Raw genomic sequence first — 19,226 nt, 5'->3', positions numbered from 1 at the left:
GCTCGGCCAGGATCGACCCTGCGCGCTGCAAGGACCGTGCCGGTCCCGTGCCGCGCTTGCCCCGGCGCTGCCGGGGGGCGCCTCCGACCGCGGCGGCGGCTAGGCCGGCTGCAGCTCCACCCGGTCGCGGCCCAGGTGCTTGGCCTGGTACAGCGCCGCGTCGGCCCGCGCCAGCAGGTGCTGCAGCGGCTCGCCGGGCTGGTACCAGGCCACGCCGATCGAGGCGGTGATCGCCAGCTGCCGCTCGCCGATGCGCAGCGGCTGGCCGGCGATGGTGGCGCGCAGGGCCTGCAGCCGCTCGCCGCAGCTCGGCGGCAACCCCGGCAGCACCGCCAGCAGCTCCTCGCCGCCGTAGCGGCCGACCAGGTCGGCGTCGCGCAGGTTGGCATTCAGGCGCCGCGCCACCTCGATCAGCACCGCATCGCCGACCAGATGGCCGTGTTCGTCGTTGATCCGCTTGAAGTGGTCCAGGTCGATCATCGCCACAGCCAGCGGGATCTGGTCCGCCCCGCAGCGGCGCATCTGCGCCGCCAGCGCCTCGAGGATGCCGGCGCGGTTGAGCAGGCCGGTGAGGGCGTCGTGCGAGGCCTTCACCGCCAGTGCGGCGCGGGCGATCTCCAGTTCGCGCTTGTCGTGCTCCAGTTCCTCTGTGCGCCGCGCCACCAGGTCGGCCAGTTCGCGCTGGCGCTGGTACAGGCGACGTTCGCGCCAATGCAGCAGCGCCACCGCCAGGCCGCCGCCGAGCAGCAGGTACAGCGCCAGCATCGGCTGGCTGCGCCACCACACCGGCGCCACCGAGAACGCCACCCGCAGCGGGGCCGAGGCGCGGCGCCGGTAGGCATCCAGCAACTGGATCTCCAGCACGTAGCTGCCCGGCGCCAGCGGCGGTTGCTCGAACTCGAAATTGGGCGTGTGCAGCCAGCGCGTATGCGCGCCCTCGAAGCGGTAGCGGAAGCTGATGCGGTTGCGTTCGTCGTACAGGTCCGGGGCCCCGACCGCGATGTGCAACGGATCTTCGCTCCAGCGCAGGCGCGCGCCCGCGGCGATGGGCACGCCGCCGCGGCTGAACTCCTGCAGCGCCAGCCGCGGCGCCTGCGTCGGAAACAGCCGCGCCGGGTCCAGCAGGTGGGTGACGCCGCGGCTGCTGCCGAGCCACACCGAGCCGTCGTTGTCCTCCAGGAAAGCCGATTCGGACATGTCGTTCCAGAGCAGGCCCTGCGCCTGGGTCAGCCGCGACCAGGCGCGTCCGTCGTACACGTCCACACCCTGGTTGTGGCAGATCCAGATCCAGCCGTTGCGGGTGCGGCGCAGGCTGTAGAGCTGCAGGTCGCTCAATTGCGCATCGGCCGGCTGCAGGTGCAGGGTGTCGCCATCGAGCCGGCCTTGCCAGACGCCAGGGCCGTACAGGCTGGCCCAGGCCTGGCCGTCGTCCAGGACCAGCAGCTTGCTGAGCACCGGCTGCGCCGGCGCGCCGTCCAGCGTCAGCCGGATCGGCGTCCAGGTCTCGCCGCGCAGGCGGAACACGCCGGTCATGCCCACCACCAGCACGCTGCCGTCGTGGCGCTGCTGGATGTCCGAATACTCGCCGCCCGGCAGCGCCCGCACCGGCTCCGGCACCGCGTCGGCGTCGGCCTGCGCCAGCAGGTAGACGCCGCGGTTGGTCAGGATCCAGACCCGGCCGCGCGCATCCACGAACAACTGCTTGGCGATGCCGTCCAGCGGCGGGTAGGCGCGCAGCAGCCGGCCCTGCGCGTCGTAGCGGCGCAGCATGCCGACCGACCCGATGCTCCACAGCGTGCCGTCCGCGGCGCGTTGCAAGCCGATCATCTGGGTGCCGTTGTCGCTGGCCCAGCGCTCGAAGCGGCCGTCCTCGCGCAGCCGATCGACGCCGCCCTCGTTGCCGACCAGCAGGTCGCCGCGCTGGGTGCGCTGGATGCTCCAGGTCGGCGCCCGGCTGATGCCCTGCGACACGTCCCAGTTCTCGATCCAGCCATAGCCGTTCCAGCGCAGCACGCCTTCGCCGTCCATGCTCAGCCACAGGTCGCCGGCCTGATCGAAGTGCATCGCGACGATGTTGCCCTCGGGCAGGCCGTGGCGGCCGTCGAAGCTGCGCCAGCGGCCGTGCTCCCAGCGCGCCAGGCCCTGGTTGGTGCGCACCAGCACGCGGCCCTGCGGGTCGAGCAGGATCGGCGTGCGCAAGGTCACTAGGGCCGGTCCGTCCAGGCCCGGCGGGGTCTGGTCCTGGAAGCGCGTCGTGCCGGCCGGTCGCCGCATCACCGTGCGGTTGCCGACGACCCACAGGGCGCCGTCGTTGTCGCGGACCGCATTGCGCCAGAACTCGGGCGGCAGGCCATCGGCCTGGTCGTAGCGGGTGGCGCGGCCATCGGCATCGACCCGGCACAAGGCCTTGGCGCAGCCCAGCCACAGGGTGTCGTCGGCCACGAACAGGTCGTGGACATCGGCCAGTTCCGGCTGCCGCGCCAGCGTCGCCGCATCGAACAGGGGCTGCAGCTGCCATCCCTTTCCGTCGGCCTTGCGCACCGCGCGCAGGACCCGGTGCTCGTCGAGCACCACCGTGCCCCAGGCCGGCGTGGCCAGGCGCGGGCGGTTCAGCCGGCGCTGCGAAGGCAGGCTGCTGTGCTCAAGCGGAATCCACCGTGCCGGAGCGCCGTCGCCGACGTAGATCGCATCGAAGGTCGCCACCCACAGGCGCTGCGCGGCGTCCTCGGCCGCGTCGGAGATGTAGTGGCCGCCGCGGCCCTCCAGCGGCAACTGCTGGAACTGATCGCCGTTGAACGCGTACAGGCCGCTCTCGCTGCACACCAGCAGGCTGCCGTCGCGACGCTGCAGCAGGCAGGTGTCGGCGAGGCCGAGCAGGCCCTGGTCCTGCGCGTAGTGCCGCAACGGAATCACCTGGGCCTGCGCGGCCCCGCTGCAGGTCAGGGCCGACAGCAGCAGCCACAGTGGCCAGCGCAGGCATCGACCCCGCAACGTACGCATGCGCCGCTCAGCCGCCGCGACGCCGCCGTGGGACACGGCGATGGCAGGCACGAGCGGGCGCTGGCGGGCGATGGGGCATGGCGTGCGCGGACGGCGAAGGAAGGGACGGACAGGGGCGATCGGCAGTGTAAGGACGGCCGGCGTCGCCGGCGCTCATCCTGGCGTCACACCGATGGCATGCTGCCGGTATCGGCCGCGTCGCAGCTTAGCTTGAGCGCCGGCTATGCGGTGAGCGCGCGCGCGGCGTCGAAGGCGGCGTCGAACAGGCGCTGCACCGGCGGCCCCATCTCGCCGACCAGCACCGCCAGCAGCGCCAGGCCCAGCACCACCGCCACCGGCAGGCCGAGCTGGATCGGGTTCAGCGACGGCGCGGCCTTGGCGAGCGCGCCGAAGGCCAGGTTCACCGCCATCATCGCCACCATCACCGGCAGCGCCAGCGTCACCGCGCCGCGCATGATGCTCATGAAGAAGTTCGGCGCCACCGAGGCCATGGCCTGCGCATCGGGCAGGGCGGTGCCGATCGGCAGCGCCTTGTAGCTGTCCACCAGCAGCGACACCACCGCCAGATGCCCGTTGGCGGTGAAGAACATCATCCCGAAGGCCAGATAGAACCACTGGCCGATCACCGGGGAGTTGACCCCGCGCAACGGATCGGCCATCTGCGCGAACCCCAGGCCGGTGCTCTGCGAGACCAGTTCCCCGGCCATCGCTCCGGCCTCGAAGATCAGCCGCAGCATGAAGCCCATGCTGGCCCCCACCGCCAGCTCCCGCGCCACGCTGAGCACCACCGCGGCATTGAACCCATCCCAGTCCGGCACCGGCGGCAGCAACGGCGCCAGCGCCATCGCCAGCGTCCCGGCCAGGATCACCCGCACCCGCCCCGGCACCGCCTTGGTCCCCACCATCGGCATCACTGTCAGCATCGCCCCGATCCGCAGCATGGTCCACAGAATCGCCCCGACCATCGCGAACGCCCGCGACCCATCGACCACCATTTGCGTGGCGGCATCCATCAGCCCGAGACCCCGGTAGGCATTACAAAGGAGCGGTGAGCACCAACCGCGCTAGGCGAGCGGCCTGCAGCCAAAGACCGACCGGCGACCATGCGAACAATCGCAGACACCGCACGCTCGATACCCAAGCCAACGCCCCCATGGCTGCAACTATTGCCGTTGCTGTTGCCGTTGCTGTTGCTGTTGCTGTTGGGATTGTTTTTGCTGTTGCTGTTGTTTCGCTCTTGATCCACCGGGTCCCCTCCGCAGCGGCGGAGCTGGCGGGTCAAACCCCCCGCAGGGGGGCGGCGCACAGGGACGTGCGCCGTTTTCGGCCGGGGCAGGGCTCGCCGGGAAAAGGCGAAGCACTGCTTCGCCCCGGCGGGCGGGCAGGCGCCGCGAGGCGACTGCCCCGGACTTGGCTGCGAAGCAGACAAGCCCCGTCCGAAAATCCCGTCAGCGGAGCGGACCCGCGTAGCGGGCGCTGCGGCGGGGTGTGCTTTCTTTTGGTTACTTTTCTTTGCACAAGCAAAGAAAAGTAACTCGCCGCCAGGCGAAAGCTCTAGCTGTTGCTCTCCAAACCTAGAAAAGCGAGCAGAAGAGGCATCCACTACACAGGGAGCGATCAGGGCAGCAGGCGCAGCCATCCCCGCTACCCAATCAAATGCGGAATACGCTGAAACAGCATCGTCGTGTACTCCACCAGGTGCGCCAGCAGCATGCTGCCCGTCGCGAACAACATCGCCGTCAACGCCACCACCTTCGCGATGAACGCGATCGTCGGCTCATTGAGCTGCGTCGCCGCCTGGAACACACCGATCACCACACCCACCGCCAGCATCGCCAGCAACAACGGCCCGGCCACCCACAACACCGTGATCAGCCCGCCACGCAGCTCGGTCAACGCCAGTTCCGGACTCATCGCCTCAGACCCCGTTGAAACTGGCGGCCAGCGTGCCGACCGTCAGCACCCAGCCATCGACCAGCACGAACAGCAGGATCTTGAACGGCGCCGAGATCAGCATCGGCGACATCATCATCATGCCCATCGACATCAGCACGCTGGCGACCACCAGATCGATGATCACGAACGGAATGAAGATCAGAAAGCCGATCTCGAACGCCGTCTTCAGCTCGCTGGTGACGAACGAGGCCACCAGTACCTGGAACGGCACCGCGTCCGGGCCGCTGTAGGTGCCGTTGCCGGCCATGCCGGCGAAGGTCATCAGGTCGGTCTCGCGCACCTGCGCCAGCATGAACGCGCGCAGTGGCTGCGTGGTCAGCGTCCACGCGGTCTGGAAATCGATCTGGCCGTTGAGATACGGGCTCATGCCCTGGCCCCAGGCCTTTTCCCACACCGGCATCATCACCAGCGCGGTCAGGAACAGCGCCAGGCCCATCAACACCTGGTTGGACGGCGTCTGGCCGGTGCCCAGCGCCTGCCGCAGCAGGCCGAGCACGATGGTGATGCGGGTGAAGGCGGTCAGCACCAGCAGCATCGACGGCAGCAGGGTGATGGCCGTCATCAGCAGCAGCGTCTGCAGCGGCAGGCTCACCGGCTGCGCGCCGATCTTGCCGACGTTGACCTGCGGCAGCGAGGGCAGGGTGGGCGCGGCGTTCTGCGGATTCTGCGCGGTCGGCGTGGCGGCCGGTGCCGCGGCGGCCTGCGCCCAGGCGAACGCGGGCAGCAGGCTCAGCGCCAGCAGGATCAGCAGCAGGCGCAGGCGGCGGGCGTTGCGGTTCCAGAAAAACGGCATGTCATTTGTCCTTGCGCAGCTTCTGCGCCAGAAGCTGGGCGAAATCGGGAAGCTGCTTGAACGGCTTGATCGCGGGCAGGGTCGGCGCGGGCGCCTGCGGCAGCGGCGCGGGCAGCTGATGCAAGGTGCGTACCCCGCCGGGCGACACGCCGAGCAGCAACTGTTCGCCGTTGACCTCGACCACCACCACCCGCTCCTTGGCGCCGACCGCCAGGCTGGCGACCACGCGCAGGCCCTGCGCCGGGCGGAAGCCGCTGCCGGGCAGGCGCTTGAGCACCCAGGCCATGGCCAGGATCAGGCCCAGCACCAGCAGCAGGGCGAACACCGCGCCGAGCAGGCTGGGCGCCGACGGCGCCGCGTTGCCGACGCCCGCACCGTGCTTGGCGGTCTGCGTGGCGACGGCGAGCAACAGGCTCACCGCAATCTCCGGATGCGCTCGCTGGGGCTGACCACGTCGGTCAGGCGCACGCCGAAGCGGTCGTTGATGGTCACCACTTCGCCGTGCGCGATCAGGGTGCCGTTGACGTACACGTCCAGCGGCTCGCCGGCGCCGCGTTCCAGTTCCACCACCGAGCCCTGGTTGAGCTGCAGCAGGTTGCGGATCGGAATGCGGCTGCGGCCGACTTCCAGCGACAGCGTGATCGGCACGTCCAGGATCACGTCCAGGTTCAGATCGTTGGACTCGGCCATGGCCTCCGGCTGCAGGCTGTCGAACTGGGCCGGCGCCGGCTGGGTGGGATCGGTCTGGGTCATGGCTGGTCTTCCTGTGGAGCGGGGCGGCGGCGCGGCGCGCCGGGGGGATGGGTGGCGGTGATCTTCACCGCGTTCTGGCCGTGCGAAATGCCGAACTCGCCGGTGAACACCGGGATGTTCTCCACGCACAGCGGCACCTGCTTGGGCAGGTCGATCGGCAGCACGTCGCCGATCTTCAGCCGGGTCAGCTCGCGCAGGCTCATCTGCTTCTGCGCCAGCACGCTGGAAATGGTGACCTCCGAGCCGAACAACTGCTCGCGCAGCATGATGTTCCAGCTCTCGTCGCGGTCCACGCGGTCGCTCTGGATGCCGGCGTCGAGCAGTTCGCGGATCGGCTCGAGCATCGAATACGGCAGGGTCACGTGGATCTCGCCGCCGCCGCCTTCCAGCTCCACGTGGAAGCGGCTGACCACCACGTACTCGCGCGGGGTGACGATGTTGGCGAAGTGCGGGTTGACCTCGGAATTGAGGTACTCGAAGTCCACTTCCATCACCGGCGCCCAGGCCTCGGCCAGGTCGGCGAAGGTCTGCTTGAGCATCAGCTGGATCACCCGCATCTCGGTCGGGGTGAACTCGCGGCCCTCGATGCGGGTGGGGTAGCGGCCGTCGCCGCCGAAGAAGTTGTCGACCACGGTGAACACCAGGGTCGGCTCGAACACGATCAGGCCGGTGCCGCGCAGCGGCTTGAACTTGATCAGGTTCAGGTTGCTCGGCACGTACAGCGAGTGCATGTAGTCGTTGAACTTGATCAGGTCGATGCCGCGCACCGACAGGTCGGCCGAGCGCCGGATCAGGTTGAACAGGCCGATCCGCCACAGCCGCGCGAAGCGCTCGTTGACCATCTCCAGGGTCGGCATGCGCCCACGGATGATCCGGTCCTGGCTGGAGAAGTCGTAGCTGCGCGCTTCGCCCGGCTCGGCCGGCGGTGGCTCGGTGTCCACCACGCCGGCGTCGACGCCATGCAGCAGGGCATCGATCTCGTCTTGGGAAAGCAGGTCGGTCATCGCGGCAGCGCCTTACTGGGTGACGAAGCTGGTGAACAGCAGTTCTTCCACGCACTTCTTGCCGGTCTCGGCGGTCATCAGCTTCTGCGCGTCGGCCAGCGCCGCGGCCTGCAGCTTCTTGCGCCCGGCGATGTCGGCGATGTCCGGCGCCTGCACCTGCGAGAACAGCATCAGCAGGTGCGCGCGGATCGCCGGGGCGTTCTCGGTGATCAGCTTCAGTTCTTCCGGGTCGCGGGTCATCAGCTGCACTTCCAGCTGCAGGTAGTGCGGGCCGTCCTCGGCGCCGCCATTGAGGTTGACCACGAACGCCGGGTCCATCGCGAAGTACTGCGCCGGCTTGGGAATCTCGGCGGTCTTCTCTTCGGCCTTGGCGTGGCCGCCCTCGGGCTTCTTCAGGAAGAAGAACGCGCCGGCACCGCCGCCGCCGAGCACCAGCACCGCCGCGACGACGATGATCAGCAGCGTCTTCTTGGACTTGCCGCCTTCCGGGGCATCTTTGGCGTCTTTCTTGGATTTGTCGGCGGCTGACACAGAGCGGGCTCCTGGAGGGGGTCTGCCCCTAGGGATGCAATCGCCGTGCCGAAACCGGGCGGCTGGCGCGCCGGGTGTTTGACGGGGGGCCGCGCGCCGTGCGGGCGCGGGCCAAGACCGTTGCGGGAGAAGGGGCTGGGAGGGGCGGCGGGGCGTCGGCCCCGACGCTTTTGGGGATGGCGCGTCGGGGCTGGAGCCCCTCCCACAGGGCGAATCGCCCGGCCGCGGTGGCGCCGCCGCCGCCAGGATCAGGCGTAGGCGTCGAGCAGGCCGCGCTGGCGCAGCACCATCGCCGGAATCCCGACGCTGCCGGACAGGTCGTCGGCCAGCTCGGTGCCGCTGCGGCTGCCGCCCTGCGGCGTGCTCTGCGCATTGGCCTGCTGTTGCTGCGGCTGCTGCTGGCCGACGTCGGCCTGGCCGAGCTGGAAGCCGTGCTGGCCGAGCATGTCGCGCAGGCGCGGCAGGCTGTTTTCCAGCGCCTGGCGCACGTCGGCCTGGGCGCTGATGAAGCTGGCGTTGACCTGGTCGCCGGTCATGTGCAGGCGCACCTCGACCGGGCCGAGCTCGGCCGGATTCAGCTTGATGTGGGCGTGGCCGATCTTCTGGTCGGCCAGCCAGCTGATGCGCGCGCCCAGTTCCTCGTCGAACTGGTTGCCGTGCAGGTTCGGGGTCGGCGTCGGCGAGCCGCTGAACGGCTGCGGATCGGCCAGCCGCGCCGCGGCGTGCAGCGGGGCCGCCGCCGCGGTCGGCACGATCGCGCTGGGGTCGGCGGCGGGGGCGGCGTCGCCACTCTCGCCGCTCTTGCCGCCAGCCGCGGCGGCGACGGCGGCCAGCGCCGCCAGCGGGGCCGCGGTCTCGGCGCCGCCGGCCTTGCCGGCCGACCCGGCCTGCGTCGACAGCATCACGCCGAAGCCGCCGGCCGCCGAGGCTGGGGCGGTACCGGCGGCGGTGCCGGCGGTGGCGGCGTTCGGATCGGTGGCGCCGGCCGCGGTCTGCGGCAGCGCGTCGCCGCCGCCGAGCAGGGCCGCGGCGCCGTTGGCCACGGCGCCGGCGACGCCGACCGCCAGCCCGGCCGCCGCACCCAGCGGGGTCGCGGTGGCCGCCGGCAGCACGGCCGCGCCGATCGCCGGCAGCAGGCCCAGGCCGATGCCGGCCAGGCCGGCCGGCGGCCAGGCGCTCTCGTCGGGCTTGGCGTCGTCGCGCTTGTCGTCGCTCTTGCCCTTGTCCTTGCCGGCTGCCTTGGTCTCGGTGCTGCTCTTCTCGGTGTCCTGGGCGACCTTGTCGCCGGCCTGGGCGGTGCGCGCCGGATCGCTGGCGGTGTCGTCCGCGGCGGCCGGGCGCTTGTCCGCCTGGTCCTTGCCGGCGGCCTGCGCCGGCTTTGGGGTCTCGCGGGCAGCCGGCTTGGGCGCGGTGGTGCGTGCCGAGCCGCTGCCGCCACCGCCACCAAGCAACTTGGCGAAGTCCTTGCCGCCGGTGCGGTCAGTGCCCTGGGCGTCGTTGCCGCCGCCGATCTGGCTGGCGCGGCCGCTGCCGGCCAGCGCGGAAAGCGCGTTGTTCATCGTCCATCTCCGTCATCGTGTTCGTCGGCGGTGGCCGCCAGGCGCGCGCGGCGTGCGCCGAGGTCGTCCATCTCGCGCTGGCTGCGGCGGTCGTCGACCTTGCGTTCCTGTGCGCGGTAGCTGGCCGCGAGCTGTTCCAGCACCTGCTTGTCGCGGCTGGCCAGCAGCAGCCGGCTGCGCTCCATCTCCACCTTCTCGCGGTTGCGGTCCACGGTCTGGCACTGCTGCTGCACCGCGCTTTCCAATCTGTCCAGGAACGCACGGCGGTTGGCCAACTGCGCCAGGCTGGTCGCGGCCATCTGGCTGTTGGCGTACTCCTCGGCGTAGCGGCGCAGTTCCTCCAGCCGCGACTCGTGGGTGGCCAGGGCGCGCTGGCGCTCGGCGAGATCGCGCGCGACCTCGTCTTCGTGCTGCTGGGCGCGGCGGAGCAGGGGATCGAGACGTTGCGATTGCATCATGGCTTAGTTCTCGCGGTCGACCAGGCGCTTCAGGGCGGCCTGGCTATGGGGCAGATCTGCGGCTTTGGCGACGTCCTGTCCGAGGAACTCCATGATCTCCGGCCAGCGCTCCAGCGCTTCGTCCACGGCCGGATCGTTGCCGCGCTGGTAGGCGCCGATGGTGATCAGGTCGCGGTTGGCCGAGTACGCCGCGACCAGCCGCTTCAGCGCGCGGATGCGCAGCCGCCACGGTTCGTCGGCGATGTCCTGGACCACGCGGCTGACCGAGGACTCGACGTCGATGGCCGGGTACAGGCCGCTGTCGGCGACGCGCCGCGACAGCAGGATGTGGCCGTCGAGGATGGCGCGGGCGGCATCGGCGATCGGGTCCTGCGGATCGTCGCCCTCGGTGAGCACGGTGTAGAAGGCGGTGATCGAGCCGCGGCCCTTGGCGCCGTTGCCGGCACGCTCGACCAGCGCCGGCAGCTTGGCGAACACCGACGGCGGATAGCCGCGGGTGGTCGGCGGCTCGCCGACCGACAGGCCGATCTCGCGCTGCGCCTGGGCGAAGCGGGTCAGCGAGTCCATCAGCAGCAGCACGTTCAGGCCCTGGTCGCGGAACCATTCGGCGATGGCGGTGGCGCGGTAGGCGCCGTGCAGGCGCGCCAGCGGCGGGCGGTCGGCCGGGGCGGCGACCACCACGGCGCGGCGCAGGCCTTCCTCGCCCAGGGTGGTCTCGACGAAATCGCGCACTTCGCGGCCGCGTTCGCCGATCAGCCCGACCACGATCACGTCGGCGGCGGTGTAGCGGGTCATCATGCCCAGCAGGGTGGACTTGCCGACGCCGGAGCCGGCGAACAGGCCCACGCGCTGGCCGCGGCCGATCGGCAGCAGCGCGTTGATCGCGCGCACGCCCACGTCCAGCGGGGTGGTGATCGGTTCGCGCGCCAGCGGGTTGATCGACACGCCGGCCATGCCCACCGAGCCTTCGGCGCGGATCGGGCCCTTGCCGTCCAGCGGCACGCCGTCCGAGTCGATGACCCGGCCGAGCAGGCCTTCGCCCACTTCCACGCCGCCGCGGCGGTGCAGCGGCACCACCCGCGCATTGGGCAGCAGGCCGTGGGTTTCGGCGCTGGGCATCAGCGAGGTGCGGTCGCCGGAGAAGCCGACCACTTCGGCATCGACCCAGCCGCCGTCGACCTCGACCTTGCAGGTGGCGCCCATCGGCGCCTCGCAGCCGACCGCTTCCAGGGTCAGGCCGACCGCGCGGCGCAGGATGCCTTCGCGGATCAGGCCGCGGCCGGCGGCCGCGGCCAGGTCGAGCTTGCCCAGGCGGCCGGCCAGGCGCAGGTTGCGCGCATCCAGCCAGTCGCCGGGGTGGGTGCCGGACAGCGCGCTCACAGGCCCGCTCCGGACTTGCGCATCACCGTCTCCAGGGCCGCGCGCAGGCGCGCCTCGAGGGTGCCGTCGATGCGCACCGATTCGGCGTGCACGCGCAGGTCGCCGCGGCTCAGGCTCAGGTCCGGCACCAGCCGGATGCCCTGGTCCATCAGCGTCAGCAGCGGGGTCAGCGCGGCGATGTCGTCCGGATGCAGGCGCACCTCGACGTCGCGGCGCGCGCCGCCGACCGCGTCCAGTGCCTCGGCGACCAGTTCCGACAGCAGCACCGGGTCGGCCTGGTAGGCGCGGCCGACCAGGCTGCCGGCGATGCGCACCGCCAGTTCGCCGAGCGCGCCGACCACTTCGTTCTCCAGCCGCGCCAGCGGCCGCGAGAAGTTGTCCAGGATGCCTTCGATCTGCGCGGTCAGGCGGCGGATCTCGGCCTGGCCCTGGGCCAGGCCCTCGGCGTGGCCGCGTTCGAAGCCTTCGTGCTGGGCCGCGGCCTCGATCGCCTGGATCTCCTCCAGGCTCGGCGGACGCAGCACCGGTTCGTCCGGCAGGGCGTCCTCGTACGGCAGCGCCGCCAGCGGGGGCGGGGCATCGAGTTCCGGCGCCAGCCAGCGCACCACGTTGCCGTTCATACCATGGCCTCCGCACCGCTGCCGCCGAGGCTGATCACGCCCTCATCGGCCAGGCGCCGCACGATCGCCAGGATCTCCTTCTGCGCGGCCTCCACGTCGGACAGGCGCACCGGGCCGCGCGCCTCCATGTCTTCGAGCAGGATCTCGGCGGCGCGCTGGGACATGTTCTTGGTGATCTTTTCGCGCACCTTGATGTCGGCCCCGCGCAGGGCCAGGCCGAGGCGATCGCCGCTGACTTCGCGCAGCATGGTCTGCAGCCCGCGGTCGTCCAGCTCCACCAGGTTGTCGAACACGAACATCAGGTCCTGGATACGGCTGCCCAGGTCGGCGTCGATCTTGCTGATCGCCGACAACACGCCCTGGTCCGCGCCGCCGTCCAGGAAGTTGAGGATGTTGGCCGCCACCTTGACCCCGCCGACGTTGGACGACTTCAGGTTTTGGTTGCCGGAGAACTGCCGCTCCATGATCTCGTTGAGCTCGTTGAGCGCGTGCGGCGGGATGCCGTCGAGGGTGGCGATGCGCATCAGCACGTCGGCGCGGGTGCGCTCGGGCAGCAGCTTCAGCGCCTCGGCGGCCTGGTCGCTGTCCAGGTGCGCCATCACAATGGCGATGATCTGCGGATGCTCGTTGCGCACCAGGTCGGCGATGGAGCGCGGGTCCATCCACTTCAGGGTGTCCAGGCCGGTGGTGTTGCGGCCCAGCAGGATGCGGTCGATCAGGCTGCCGGCCTTGTCGGCGCCCAGCGCCTGCACCAGCACGTTGCGGATGTAGTCGTCGGCGCCCACGCCGAGCGAGGTCTTGCTGCCCAGCTCGGCGTTGAATTCCTCCATGACCTTCTCGACCTGCTCGCGCGAGATGCCGCTCAGCGTGGCCATGGCGATGCCGATCTTCTGCACCTCCTTGGGGTCCATGTGCTTGAGCACCTCGGCCGCGTCGGTCTCGCCGAGCGACAGCAGCAGCACGGCGGCGCGCTGGGTGCCATTCATTGCGTTCGCATCAGGCTTCATTGGCGACCCATCCCTTCACGACCTGCGCCACGCGCTTGGAATCCTGTTTGACCGCTTCGCGGGCCTGGCGCAGGCGTTCCTCGTAGGCGTCGGGCAGGGCGATGGCGGGGTTGCCGCCGCCGCTGAGGCTGGCGGTGTCCTCGCCCAGCGACGGCAGCAGCGAGGTGTCGTCGTCGAGCATCGACAGCTTGGCGTCGCGCGGCTCGTTGCCGTCGCGGTCGTGGCCGACCGCCGCCGCCGGCGCGGGACCGGCGATCTGGCGCAGCGCCGGGCGCAGCACGCCGAACAGCAGCGCCAGCACCACAGCCGCACCCAGCACCAGGCGCAGGCCGTTCATCACCCGCGGATCTTCCCACCAACCGGGCTTGTCGGCCGCTTCCGGGGCCGGGCGGACGAACGGAGCGTTCATCACCGAGACGGTATCGCCGCGTTCGGCGTTGAAGCCGACCGCCTGCTTGACCAGGCCTTCGATGCGGGTCAGCTCGGCGGCGCTCAGCGCCTGCTCGGTCATCTTGCCCTTGGCGCCCGGCCGCATCACGTGGTCGACCAGCACCGCCACCGAGACACGCTTGATCCGTCCGGGCGGCTGCCGGGTGTGCTGCAGGGTGCGGTCCAGCTCGTAGTTGCGGGTGGCGCTCTTGGAGCTTTCGGTCGGCGTCGCGGCGGCGGCCTGCTGGGTGCCGGCAGTGGCACCGGCGGCGGCCGGGGCGCCGGTGGCGCCCGGCTGGCCCGGCGCGCTGCCCGGCGAGTTGCTGGTGGCACCGGGCGCGCCCTGTGGGCCGGCGGTGCTGGTGCTGCTGTCGCTGACCTGCTCGCTGCGCAGCTTCGGCGGGTCGCCGTTGTACAGCTCGCGCGCTTCCTCGGTCACCGAGAAGTCCATGTCCACGTTCACTTCCGGGTTGACCCGGCCCGGGCCGGTCATCGGCTCCAGCAGTTCGCGGATGCGCTGGTTGTAGGCGCTTTCCTGGCGTCGCACCTGGTCGAACTGGGCGGCGTTGAGCGCGGCGTCGCTGTTGGGGTCGGCGATGGTCAGCATGCGCCCGCTCTGGTCGACCACGGTGACGCGGTCCGGCGCCAGGTCGGGGATGCTGGAGGCGACCATGTTGACGATCGCATCGACCTGGTTGCGTTCCAGGGTGGTGCCGCCGCGCAGCTCCAGCACCACCGAGGCGCTGGCGGCCTCGCGCTGACGAGTGAACGCGCTCGGCTTGGGAATGGCCAGGTGCACCCGCGCCTCGCGCACCGGGCGCAGGCTGGCGATGGTGCGCGCCAGCTCGGTTTCCAGGGCGTGTTGGTAGCGCGCGTTCTCCACGAACTGGCTGACCCCGAAGCCGGGATCCTTTTCCATCACCTCGAAGCCCATGTTGCCGTTGTCGGTCAGGCCGGAGCCGGCCAGCTTCAGCCGCGCGTCGTACAGCTTGTCCTCCGGCACGGTGATCGCGCCGGTGGCCGGATCCAGCTTGAACGGGATCTGCGCGGTGCGCAGCAGGTCGGTGGCCTCGGCCGTGCCTTTCTCGTCCAGGCCGGTGTACAGCGGGGTGTAGGCGGGCTTCTGCGACCAGAAGAACACGAACAGGCCGGCCGCCACGGCCACCGCGATCATCGCCATCAGGCCGATGCGTCGGGTGATCTGCAGGCTCTGCAGGCGGTCGAACCAGGCGCCCGCCTTCTCGCTGTTGAATGTGTCTTTGCTGATCGCAAGCGCCATCGTCTTCTACCCTTACAGCGGCATGTTCATCACGTCCTGGTACGCCTGGACGAGTCGGTTGCGGACTTCCACGGTAGCGCGAAACGCCACCTGGGACTGTTGCGCGGCCAGCATCACCTTGGCCAGGTCGGCGCTGGGGTCGCCCAGTTCGAAGGCCTTGGCGAGCGCGCCGGACTTCTGCTGGGCCTCGTTGACCCCGCCGATCGCGTTGCGCAGGGTCTCGGTGAAGCTCGGGCCCTGCACGCCCTGGTTGCCGGCCAGGCCTTCGATCGCGTTGCTGCGGCCGACATCGCCCACCCGCGTCTGCGCCGCCTGGCCGACCTGGCCCTGGTAGCTGCGGATCTGCGAAAGGATGGAACTGATGGAGTCGCTCATACGGTGAAGTCCCTGCCGGGGGATGGCTTGCCCGTATGCAATGCAAGCAGCGTGCCGAAACCGGATTCACGCGCCGCGACCGCCGCCGCCGGCGCGCGGGCAGGGCGGCCGACGGGCGGTGTCGGGTTCCCGGCGCCGGCGATGCCGGCGGCGTAGTGGGCCGTCCTTGGCGCGTCGGGCGGTTGACGCCGTGCGCGCCGTCACAGCCGTGGCGACGCCGGCGCAGCCCCCGGCGGCGGTGGCAGCGTCGGGTGGATCGGTCGGGTCAGTCGGGCAGCCAGGCCGCCCGCCATGCCTGCAGGTTGTCGCCCTGCAGCAGCCAGTCGCGGTGCACCGCCGCGCGCAGGGCGGCGCCGGCCGCGGTCCGCGCCGGCGCGTCGGCCAGGTGCGCGCGGATCGCGTTGACCCAGTCGCGGAAGCGGTTCTTGACCAGGGTGACCGGCAACCCGCCGTCGCGGTAGGGCGGCAGGTCGCTGGCCACCACCGGATAGCCGCAGGCGCCGTACTCGAGCAGGCGCAGGTTGCTCTTGCAGCGGTTGAACAGATTGTCTTCCAGCGGCGCCAGCGCCAGGTCCAGGCCGAGCGCGGCCAACGCCTGCGGATAGCGGGCGAAGTCCACGCCTTCGTGCACCTCGTGCACGTGCCGGCGCAGCCGCTCCGGGCACAGGCCCATGAACACCCAGTGCACCTCGCCGGCCAGGGCCTGCACCACGTCGGCGATCAGCTCCAGGTCGCCGGTGTGGCTGAGCCCGCCGGCCCAGCCGATCCGCGGCTTGGCCGTGGCGGACGCCGCCGGTGCCGTCAGCGCGCCCCACAGCTGCGGCTCCAGCCGGTTGCGCACCACGCGGATGTCGCCATGCAGGCCGGTCAGCGCCTCGGCCAGGTCCGGCGTGGACACGGTGACCCGGTCCACCAGCGCGGCCGCGCGGCGCAAGGACCGCAGCACGTCCTTGGGCATCTGCTCGCGATGCGCGCTCTTCAACGGCAGGTTCGGCAGGTAGTCGTCCAGTTCGTAGACCATGAACGCAGTGCCGAAACGGCGCATGCGCTCGATCCGCGCCAGTTCCGCGTCGCCGACACGGCGTTGCAGCACCACCGCGTCGGCGCCGATGCGCTGCAGTTCCACCGGGTCGAGCAGGCGTGCGTAGTACAGGCCGTCGATCTGCGCGGCCGCGGCCAGCGCCTGGAGTGGCTGGATCACCCGGTACTGGCCGCTGCCGAAGGTGTCGCCCGGATGCGCGAGCACCCGTGGCAGCGGCTTCCACGACAGCGGCTGCCAGGAGAATTCGGACTCGGTCAGATGGAAGCCGCCGGGCTGATCCAGGCCCAGGCTCGGCGAATAGGCCGGATCCTGGGCCAGCGCCGGCAGCCAGCGCTGCAGCAGGGCCTCGTCGGCCGCCTCGCTGCGCGTGGCCGGGGCCGGCTGCAGCAGCAGCGCCTGCGGTGTCCACACGGTCCAGGCGCCGGCCGCCGCGGCGCGCAGGCACAGGTCCACGTCGGCGCCGCCCTCGGCGAAGCCGGCCGCGTCGAATCCGGACAGGTGCTCGAACAGCGCCCGCCGCACCAGCAGGCAATGCGCCGACACCGCGCTGTAGCGGTGCGCGACCTGCAGCCGGCCCATGTAGCCGGGCTGCGCCATCGCTTCGCCGGCGAAGGCGTGGCCGGCACCGGCCAGCAGGCCCGGCAGCAGGCCGGCATGGGTGATGCGGCCGTCGGCGGACACGCCCTTGGCGCCGACGATGCCGACCTCCGGCCGCTGCGCGTGGTTCATCAGCGCGTGCAGCCAGCGGTCCTGTACCGCCGCGCTGTCGGCGTCCAGGAACAGCAGGTAGTCGCCCTGCGCCTGGGTGGCGGCGAGGTTGTGCGCCTCGGCCTGACAGACCCGCTGTTCCAGCGCGAACACGCGGATGCGGCCGTTGCCCAGCTCGGCCACCGCCTGCATCCACGCGGTGATCTCCGGTGCCTGGCTGGCGTTGTCCACCAGCAGCAGCTCGTAGGCCGGGTAGGCGGTCTGTTCGAGCAGGCTGACCACCGCGCGCTGCAGTGCCGGCAGGTTGTCCTGCGCCAGCAGCACGATCGAGACCGGCGGCTGTGCGGGGTGGCCATAGTCGATGTGGAACAGGCCGCTTGGCAGCGGTTCGACCGAGGCCTGCGGATAGCCGCGGGCCTGCAGGTGCGCGGCGATCGCGCGCTGGCGCGCCTGGCTGCCTGCTTCGGTGCTGCCCGGGGCGGCGACCAGCAGCGGTTCCGGCAGGTGCGCGATGCCGTCGCCGCCGTCGCGCAGGAACAGCCGCAGGATCAGCTCCAGTTCGCTGGCGCCGTCGTAGCCCGGGTCGAAGCCGTCCAGCGCCTGCACCGCGGCGCGGCGGAACACCCAGTGGCCGGCCATGGCCAGCGGATTGCCCAGCAGCAGGTCCAGGTCCGGGTCGGGCCGCAGCAGCGGCGCCAGGTGATCCGCGTCCATGGCCAGCCATTCGTCCGCATACAGGGCGTTGCACTGCGGGTGCTGCGCCAGTTCCAGCAGCAGCCGCAGCAGGCCGCCGGCGCAGAAGCGGCTGCCGGCGGCCACGCGCAGGCACCAGTCGCTGGCCGGCGCCGCCTCCAGCGTGGCCTGCAACGCCGCCGCATCGGCCGCGGCCGGCAGCGGCGGCAGGATCTGCACCCGCGGGTCCGGCCACGCGGCGAGCGGCGCATCGCCCAGCACCAGCGCCTGCACCTGCGCGAACGGCGCGCCCTCCAGCAGCAGGCTGCCCAGGGTCGCCGCCAGCGCGGCGCGGTCGGCACCGCGTGCGTCGACCAGCACGGCCAGCCGCGGCGCGCCGCCCAGGGCGGCCAGGCGCGCGTCGAGCAGCGCGCGTTGCGCCGGCGTCAGCTGCCGTCGCGCTTGCCAGTCGCGCAATGCGCCTTGCACTAGGACGCGGGCGTAGGCGTCCTGGATCGCCTGCAGCAGGTCCACCGGCGCGCCCGGGCCGCCGCCCAGCGGCGTCACCGTGACCTGGCGGACATCGCCATCGCCGCGGTACCAGCCCATCGCGCGCACGCCATTGCGGAAGTTGGCGTGGCCCTGGTCGCCGATGCCGGGCTGGTCGCGGCCGACCTGGCTGTACTGGTCCTCCGACACTCGGAAGCGGGTCAGCGGCCGCGCCAGCAGCGCCAGGTGGCCGCGGTGCAGTAGCTTGGCGTACAGCGCCAGGTCGCCGACCCAGTTGATCACCTTGCCGGCCAGCGTCATCAGTTCGTCGCCGATCTCCAGCAGGTCGCTGCGCCGGCACAGCACGCAGCTGGGCTCGCCGACGAAGTTGATGGTGTGGTCGGCCAGGAACGACAGCAGCTCCGGCCCGTCCAGCAGCACGTCGCCGGCGAACGGGAAGGCGGTGGCGGGAATGTCCTGCAGCGGCGCACCGTCGCTGTCGATGCGCTGCCGGCGCGAGGAGGCCAGCAGGACGTCCGGCGCGGACTGCATCGCCGCGACCAGCGCGGCCACGCAGTCCGGCGCCAGCACGTCGTCGTCGTGCAGGAACTTCACGTACTCGCCCTGGGCCAGGGCGATGCCGCGCGCGGTGCTGCCGAGTTCGCCCAGGCGGCTGGGATTGCGGTGGTAGCGGATCGGGAACGGGGCGGTGGCGGCGCGGCGCTCCACCACCTCGGCGATCGCCTCGGTGGGGTTGTCGTCGCAGATGACCAGTTCCAGTGCCGGATAGGTCTGGGCCAGCACGCTGTCGAGCGCCTGCTCGAAGTAGCGCAGCTTGTAGGCCGGCATGACCACGCTGACCAGGGGCGGGTGGGGCATGAACGATGGACCGTGTCGGGAGGGAAAATGCCGGGCTCGGCCGCGAGCGACATCGCGGTCGAGCAGAGCAATTTTTGTGTCCTGCAATATGTGTGCCGATGGAAGGGCGCTGCGATAAAGCCCAAGGTGCCGGGGCGTGGCCTGCCGTCTGTAGGCGGCTAGAGGGGCGGCATGAACGTGGCTGTCCCGGGGCACTGCCTTCGATAGGCCTTGCAAGCTTGATGCAGAGTCAGCGCAGTATTTGCGTATCGCTCTCTGCAGCGACTTACTGGGCCATGCCGCCGAAGACGAG

At 71.1% G+C, this 19,226-nt stretch carries 16 protein-coding genes; all 16 read right to left on the bottom strand.

What is annotated here, in order from left to right:
* Positions 1 to 99: 99 nt before the first annotated feature.
* A complete protein-coding gene (locus tag NKJ47_RS11645; RefSeq protein WP_254458063.1) occupies positions 100 to 3,000 on the bottom strand; it encodes a ligand-binding sensor domain-containing diguanylate cyclase in 2,901 nt (966 codons plus the stop codon).
* Positions 3,001 to 3,221: 221 nt separating this feature from the next.
* Positions 3,222 to 4,013, bottom strand: coding sequence for a flagellar biosynthetic protein FliR (fliR, locus tag NKJ47_RS11640; protein WP_254458062.1), 792 nt, complete (start codon positions 4,011 to 4,013; stop codon positions 3,222 to 3,224).
* Between the two features lie 631 nt (positions 4,014 to 4,644).
* Complete coding sequence (locus tag NKJ47_RS11635; RefSeq protein ID WP_010343869.1) at positions 4,645 to 4,914, bottom strand: flagellar biosynthetic protein FliQ; 270 nt, start codon at positions 4,912 to 4,914, stop codon at positions 4,645 to 4,647.
* A gap of 4 nt (positions 4,915 to 4,918) precedes the next feature.
* A complete protein-coding gene (gene fliP, locus NKJ47_RS11630; RefSeq protein WP_254458061.1) occupies positions 4,919 to 5,749 on the bottom strand; it encodes a flagellar type III secretion system pore protein FliP in 831 nt (276 codons plus the stop codon).
* A 1-nt stretch (position 5,750) separates the two neighbouring features.
* Positions 5,751 to 6,167 carry a flagellar biosynthetic protein FliO gene (fliO, locus tag NKJ47_RS11625; RefSeq protein ID WP_254458060.1) on the bottom strand — a complete coding sequence of 139 codons (417 nt, stop codon included), beginning with the start codon at positions 6,165 to 6,167 and terminating at the stop codon, positions 5,751 to 5,753.
* Positions 6,164 to 6,502, bottom strand: a complete 339-nt coding sequence (gene fliN, locus NKJ47_RS11620; protein ID WP_429002413.1) for a flagellar motor switch protein FliN — start codon at positions 6,500 to 6,502, stop codon at positions 6,164 to 6,166. Before fliN ends, fliO begins: the two co-directional genes overlap by 4 nt.
* Positions 6,499 to 7,506, bottom strand: a complete 1,008-nt coding sequence (gene fliM / locus NKJ47_RS11615) for a flagellar motor switch protein FliM (RefSeq protein WP_254458059.1) — start codon at positions 7,504 to 7,506, stop codon at positions 6,499 to 6,501. Before fliM ends, fliN begins: the two co-directional genes overlap by 4 nt.
* Positions 7,507 to 7,518: 12 nt before the next feature.
* Entirely contained in the window at positions 7,519 to 8,037 is a 519-nt protein-coding gene (locus NKJ47_RS11610) for a flagellar basal body-associated FliL family protein (RefSeq protein WP_254458058.1), read from the bottom strand.
* 248 nt (positions 8,038 to 8,285) lie between these two features.
* Positions 8,286 to 9,596, bottom strand: a complete 1,311-nt coding sequence (locus tag NKJ47_RS11605; RefSeq protein WP_254458057.1) for a flagellar hook-length control protein FliK — start codon at positions 9,594 to 9,596, stop codon at positions 8,286 to 8,288.
* On the bottom strand, positions 9,593 to 10,054 hold the full coding sequence (gene fliJ / locus NKJ47_RS11600) for a flagellar export protein FliJ (protein WP_010341649.1): 462 nt from the start codon (positions 10,052 to 10,054) through the stop codon (positions 9,593 to 9,595). The genes NKJ47_RS11605 and fliJ overlap by 4 nt, the downstream gene beginning before the upstream one ends.
* 3 nt (positions 10,055 to 10,057) lie before the next feature.
* Positions 10,058 to 11,434, bottom strand: coding sequence for a FliI/YscN family ATPase (locus NKJ47_RS11595; protein WP_254458056.1), 1,377 nt, complete (start codon positions 11,432 to 11,434; stop codon positions 10,058 to 10,060).
* Positions 11,431 to 12,054, bottom strand: a complete 624-nt coding sequence (locus NKJ47_RS11590; protein WP_254458055.1) for a FliH/SctL family protein — start codon at positions 12,052 to 12,054, stop codon at positions 11,431 to 11,433. The genes NKJ47_RS11595 and NKJ47_RS11590 overlap by 4 nt, the downstream gene beginning before the upstream one ends.
* Positions 12,051 to 13,040 (bottom strand): flagellar motor switch protein FliG, encoded by a 990-nt coding sequence (gene fliG / locus NKJ47_RS11585; protein ID WP_254458054.1) that lies wholly within the window; start codon positions 13,038 to 13,040, stop codon positions 12,051 to 12,053. The genes NKJ47_RS11590 and fliG overlap by 4 nt, the downstream gene beginning before the upstream one ends.
* 10 nt (positions 13,041 to 13,050) lie before the next feature.
* Entirely contained in the window at positions 13,051 to 14,769 is a 1,719-nt protein-coding gene (gene fliF / locus NKJ47_RS11580) for a flagellar basal-body MS-ring/collar protein FliF (RefSeq protein ID WP_254458053.1), read from the bottom strand.
* A 12-nt stretch (positions 14,770 to 14,781) separates the two neighbouring features.
* Positions 14,782 to 15,144 (bottom strand): flagellar hook-basal body complex protein FliE, encoded by a 363-nt coding sequence (gene fliE / locus NKJ47_RS11575; RefSeq protein WP_254458052.1) that lies wholly within the window; start codon positions 15,142 to 15,144, stop codon positions 14,782 to 14,784.
* A 265-nt stretch (positions 15,145 to 15,409) separates the two neighbouring features.
* Positions 15,410 to 18,934: a glycosyltransferase gene (locus NKJ47_RS11570; protein WP_429002412.1), complete on the bottom strand. Its 3,525-nt coding sequence runs from the start codon at positions 18,932 to 18,934 to the stop codon at positions 15,410 to 15,412.
* Positions 18,935 to 19,226 lie beyond the last annotated feature (292 nt).

The sequence above is a fragment of the Xanthomonas sacchari genome (genome assembly GCF_024266585.1).
GTDB classification, from domain to species: domain Bacteria; phylum Pseudomonadota; class Gammaproteobacteria; order Xanthomonadales; family Xanthomonadaceae; genus Xanthomonas_A; species Xanthomonas_A sacchari_C.
Note: the sequence above shows the minus strand (reverse complement) of the source record. Positions and strands in the feature narration are given on the sequence as shown.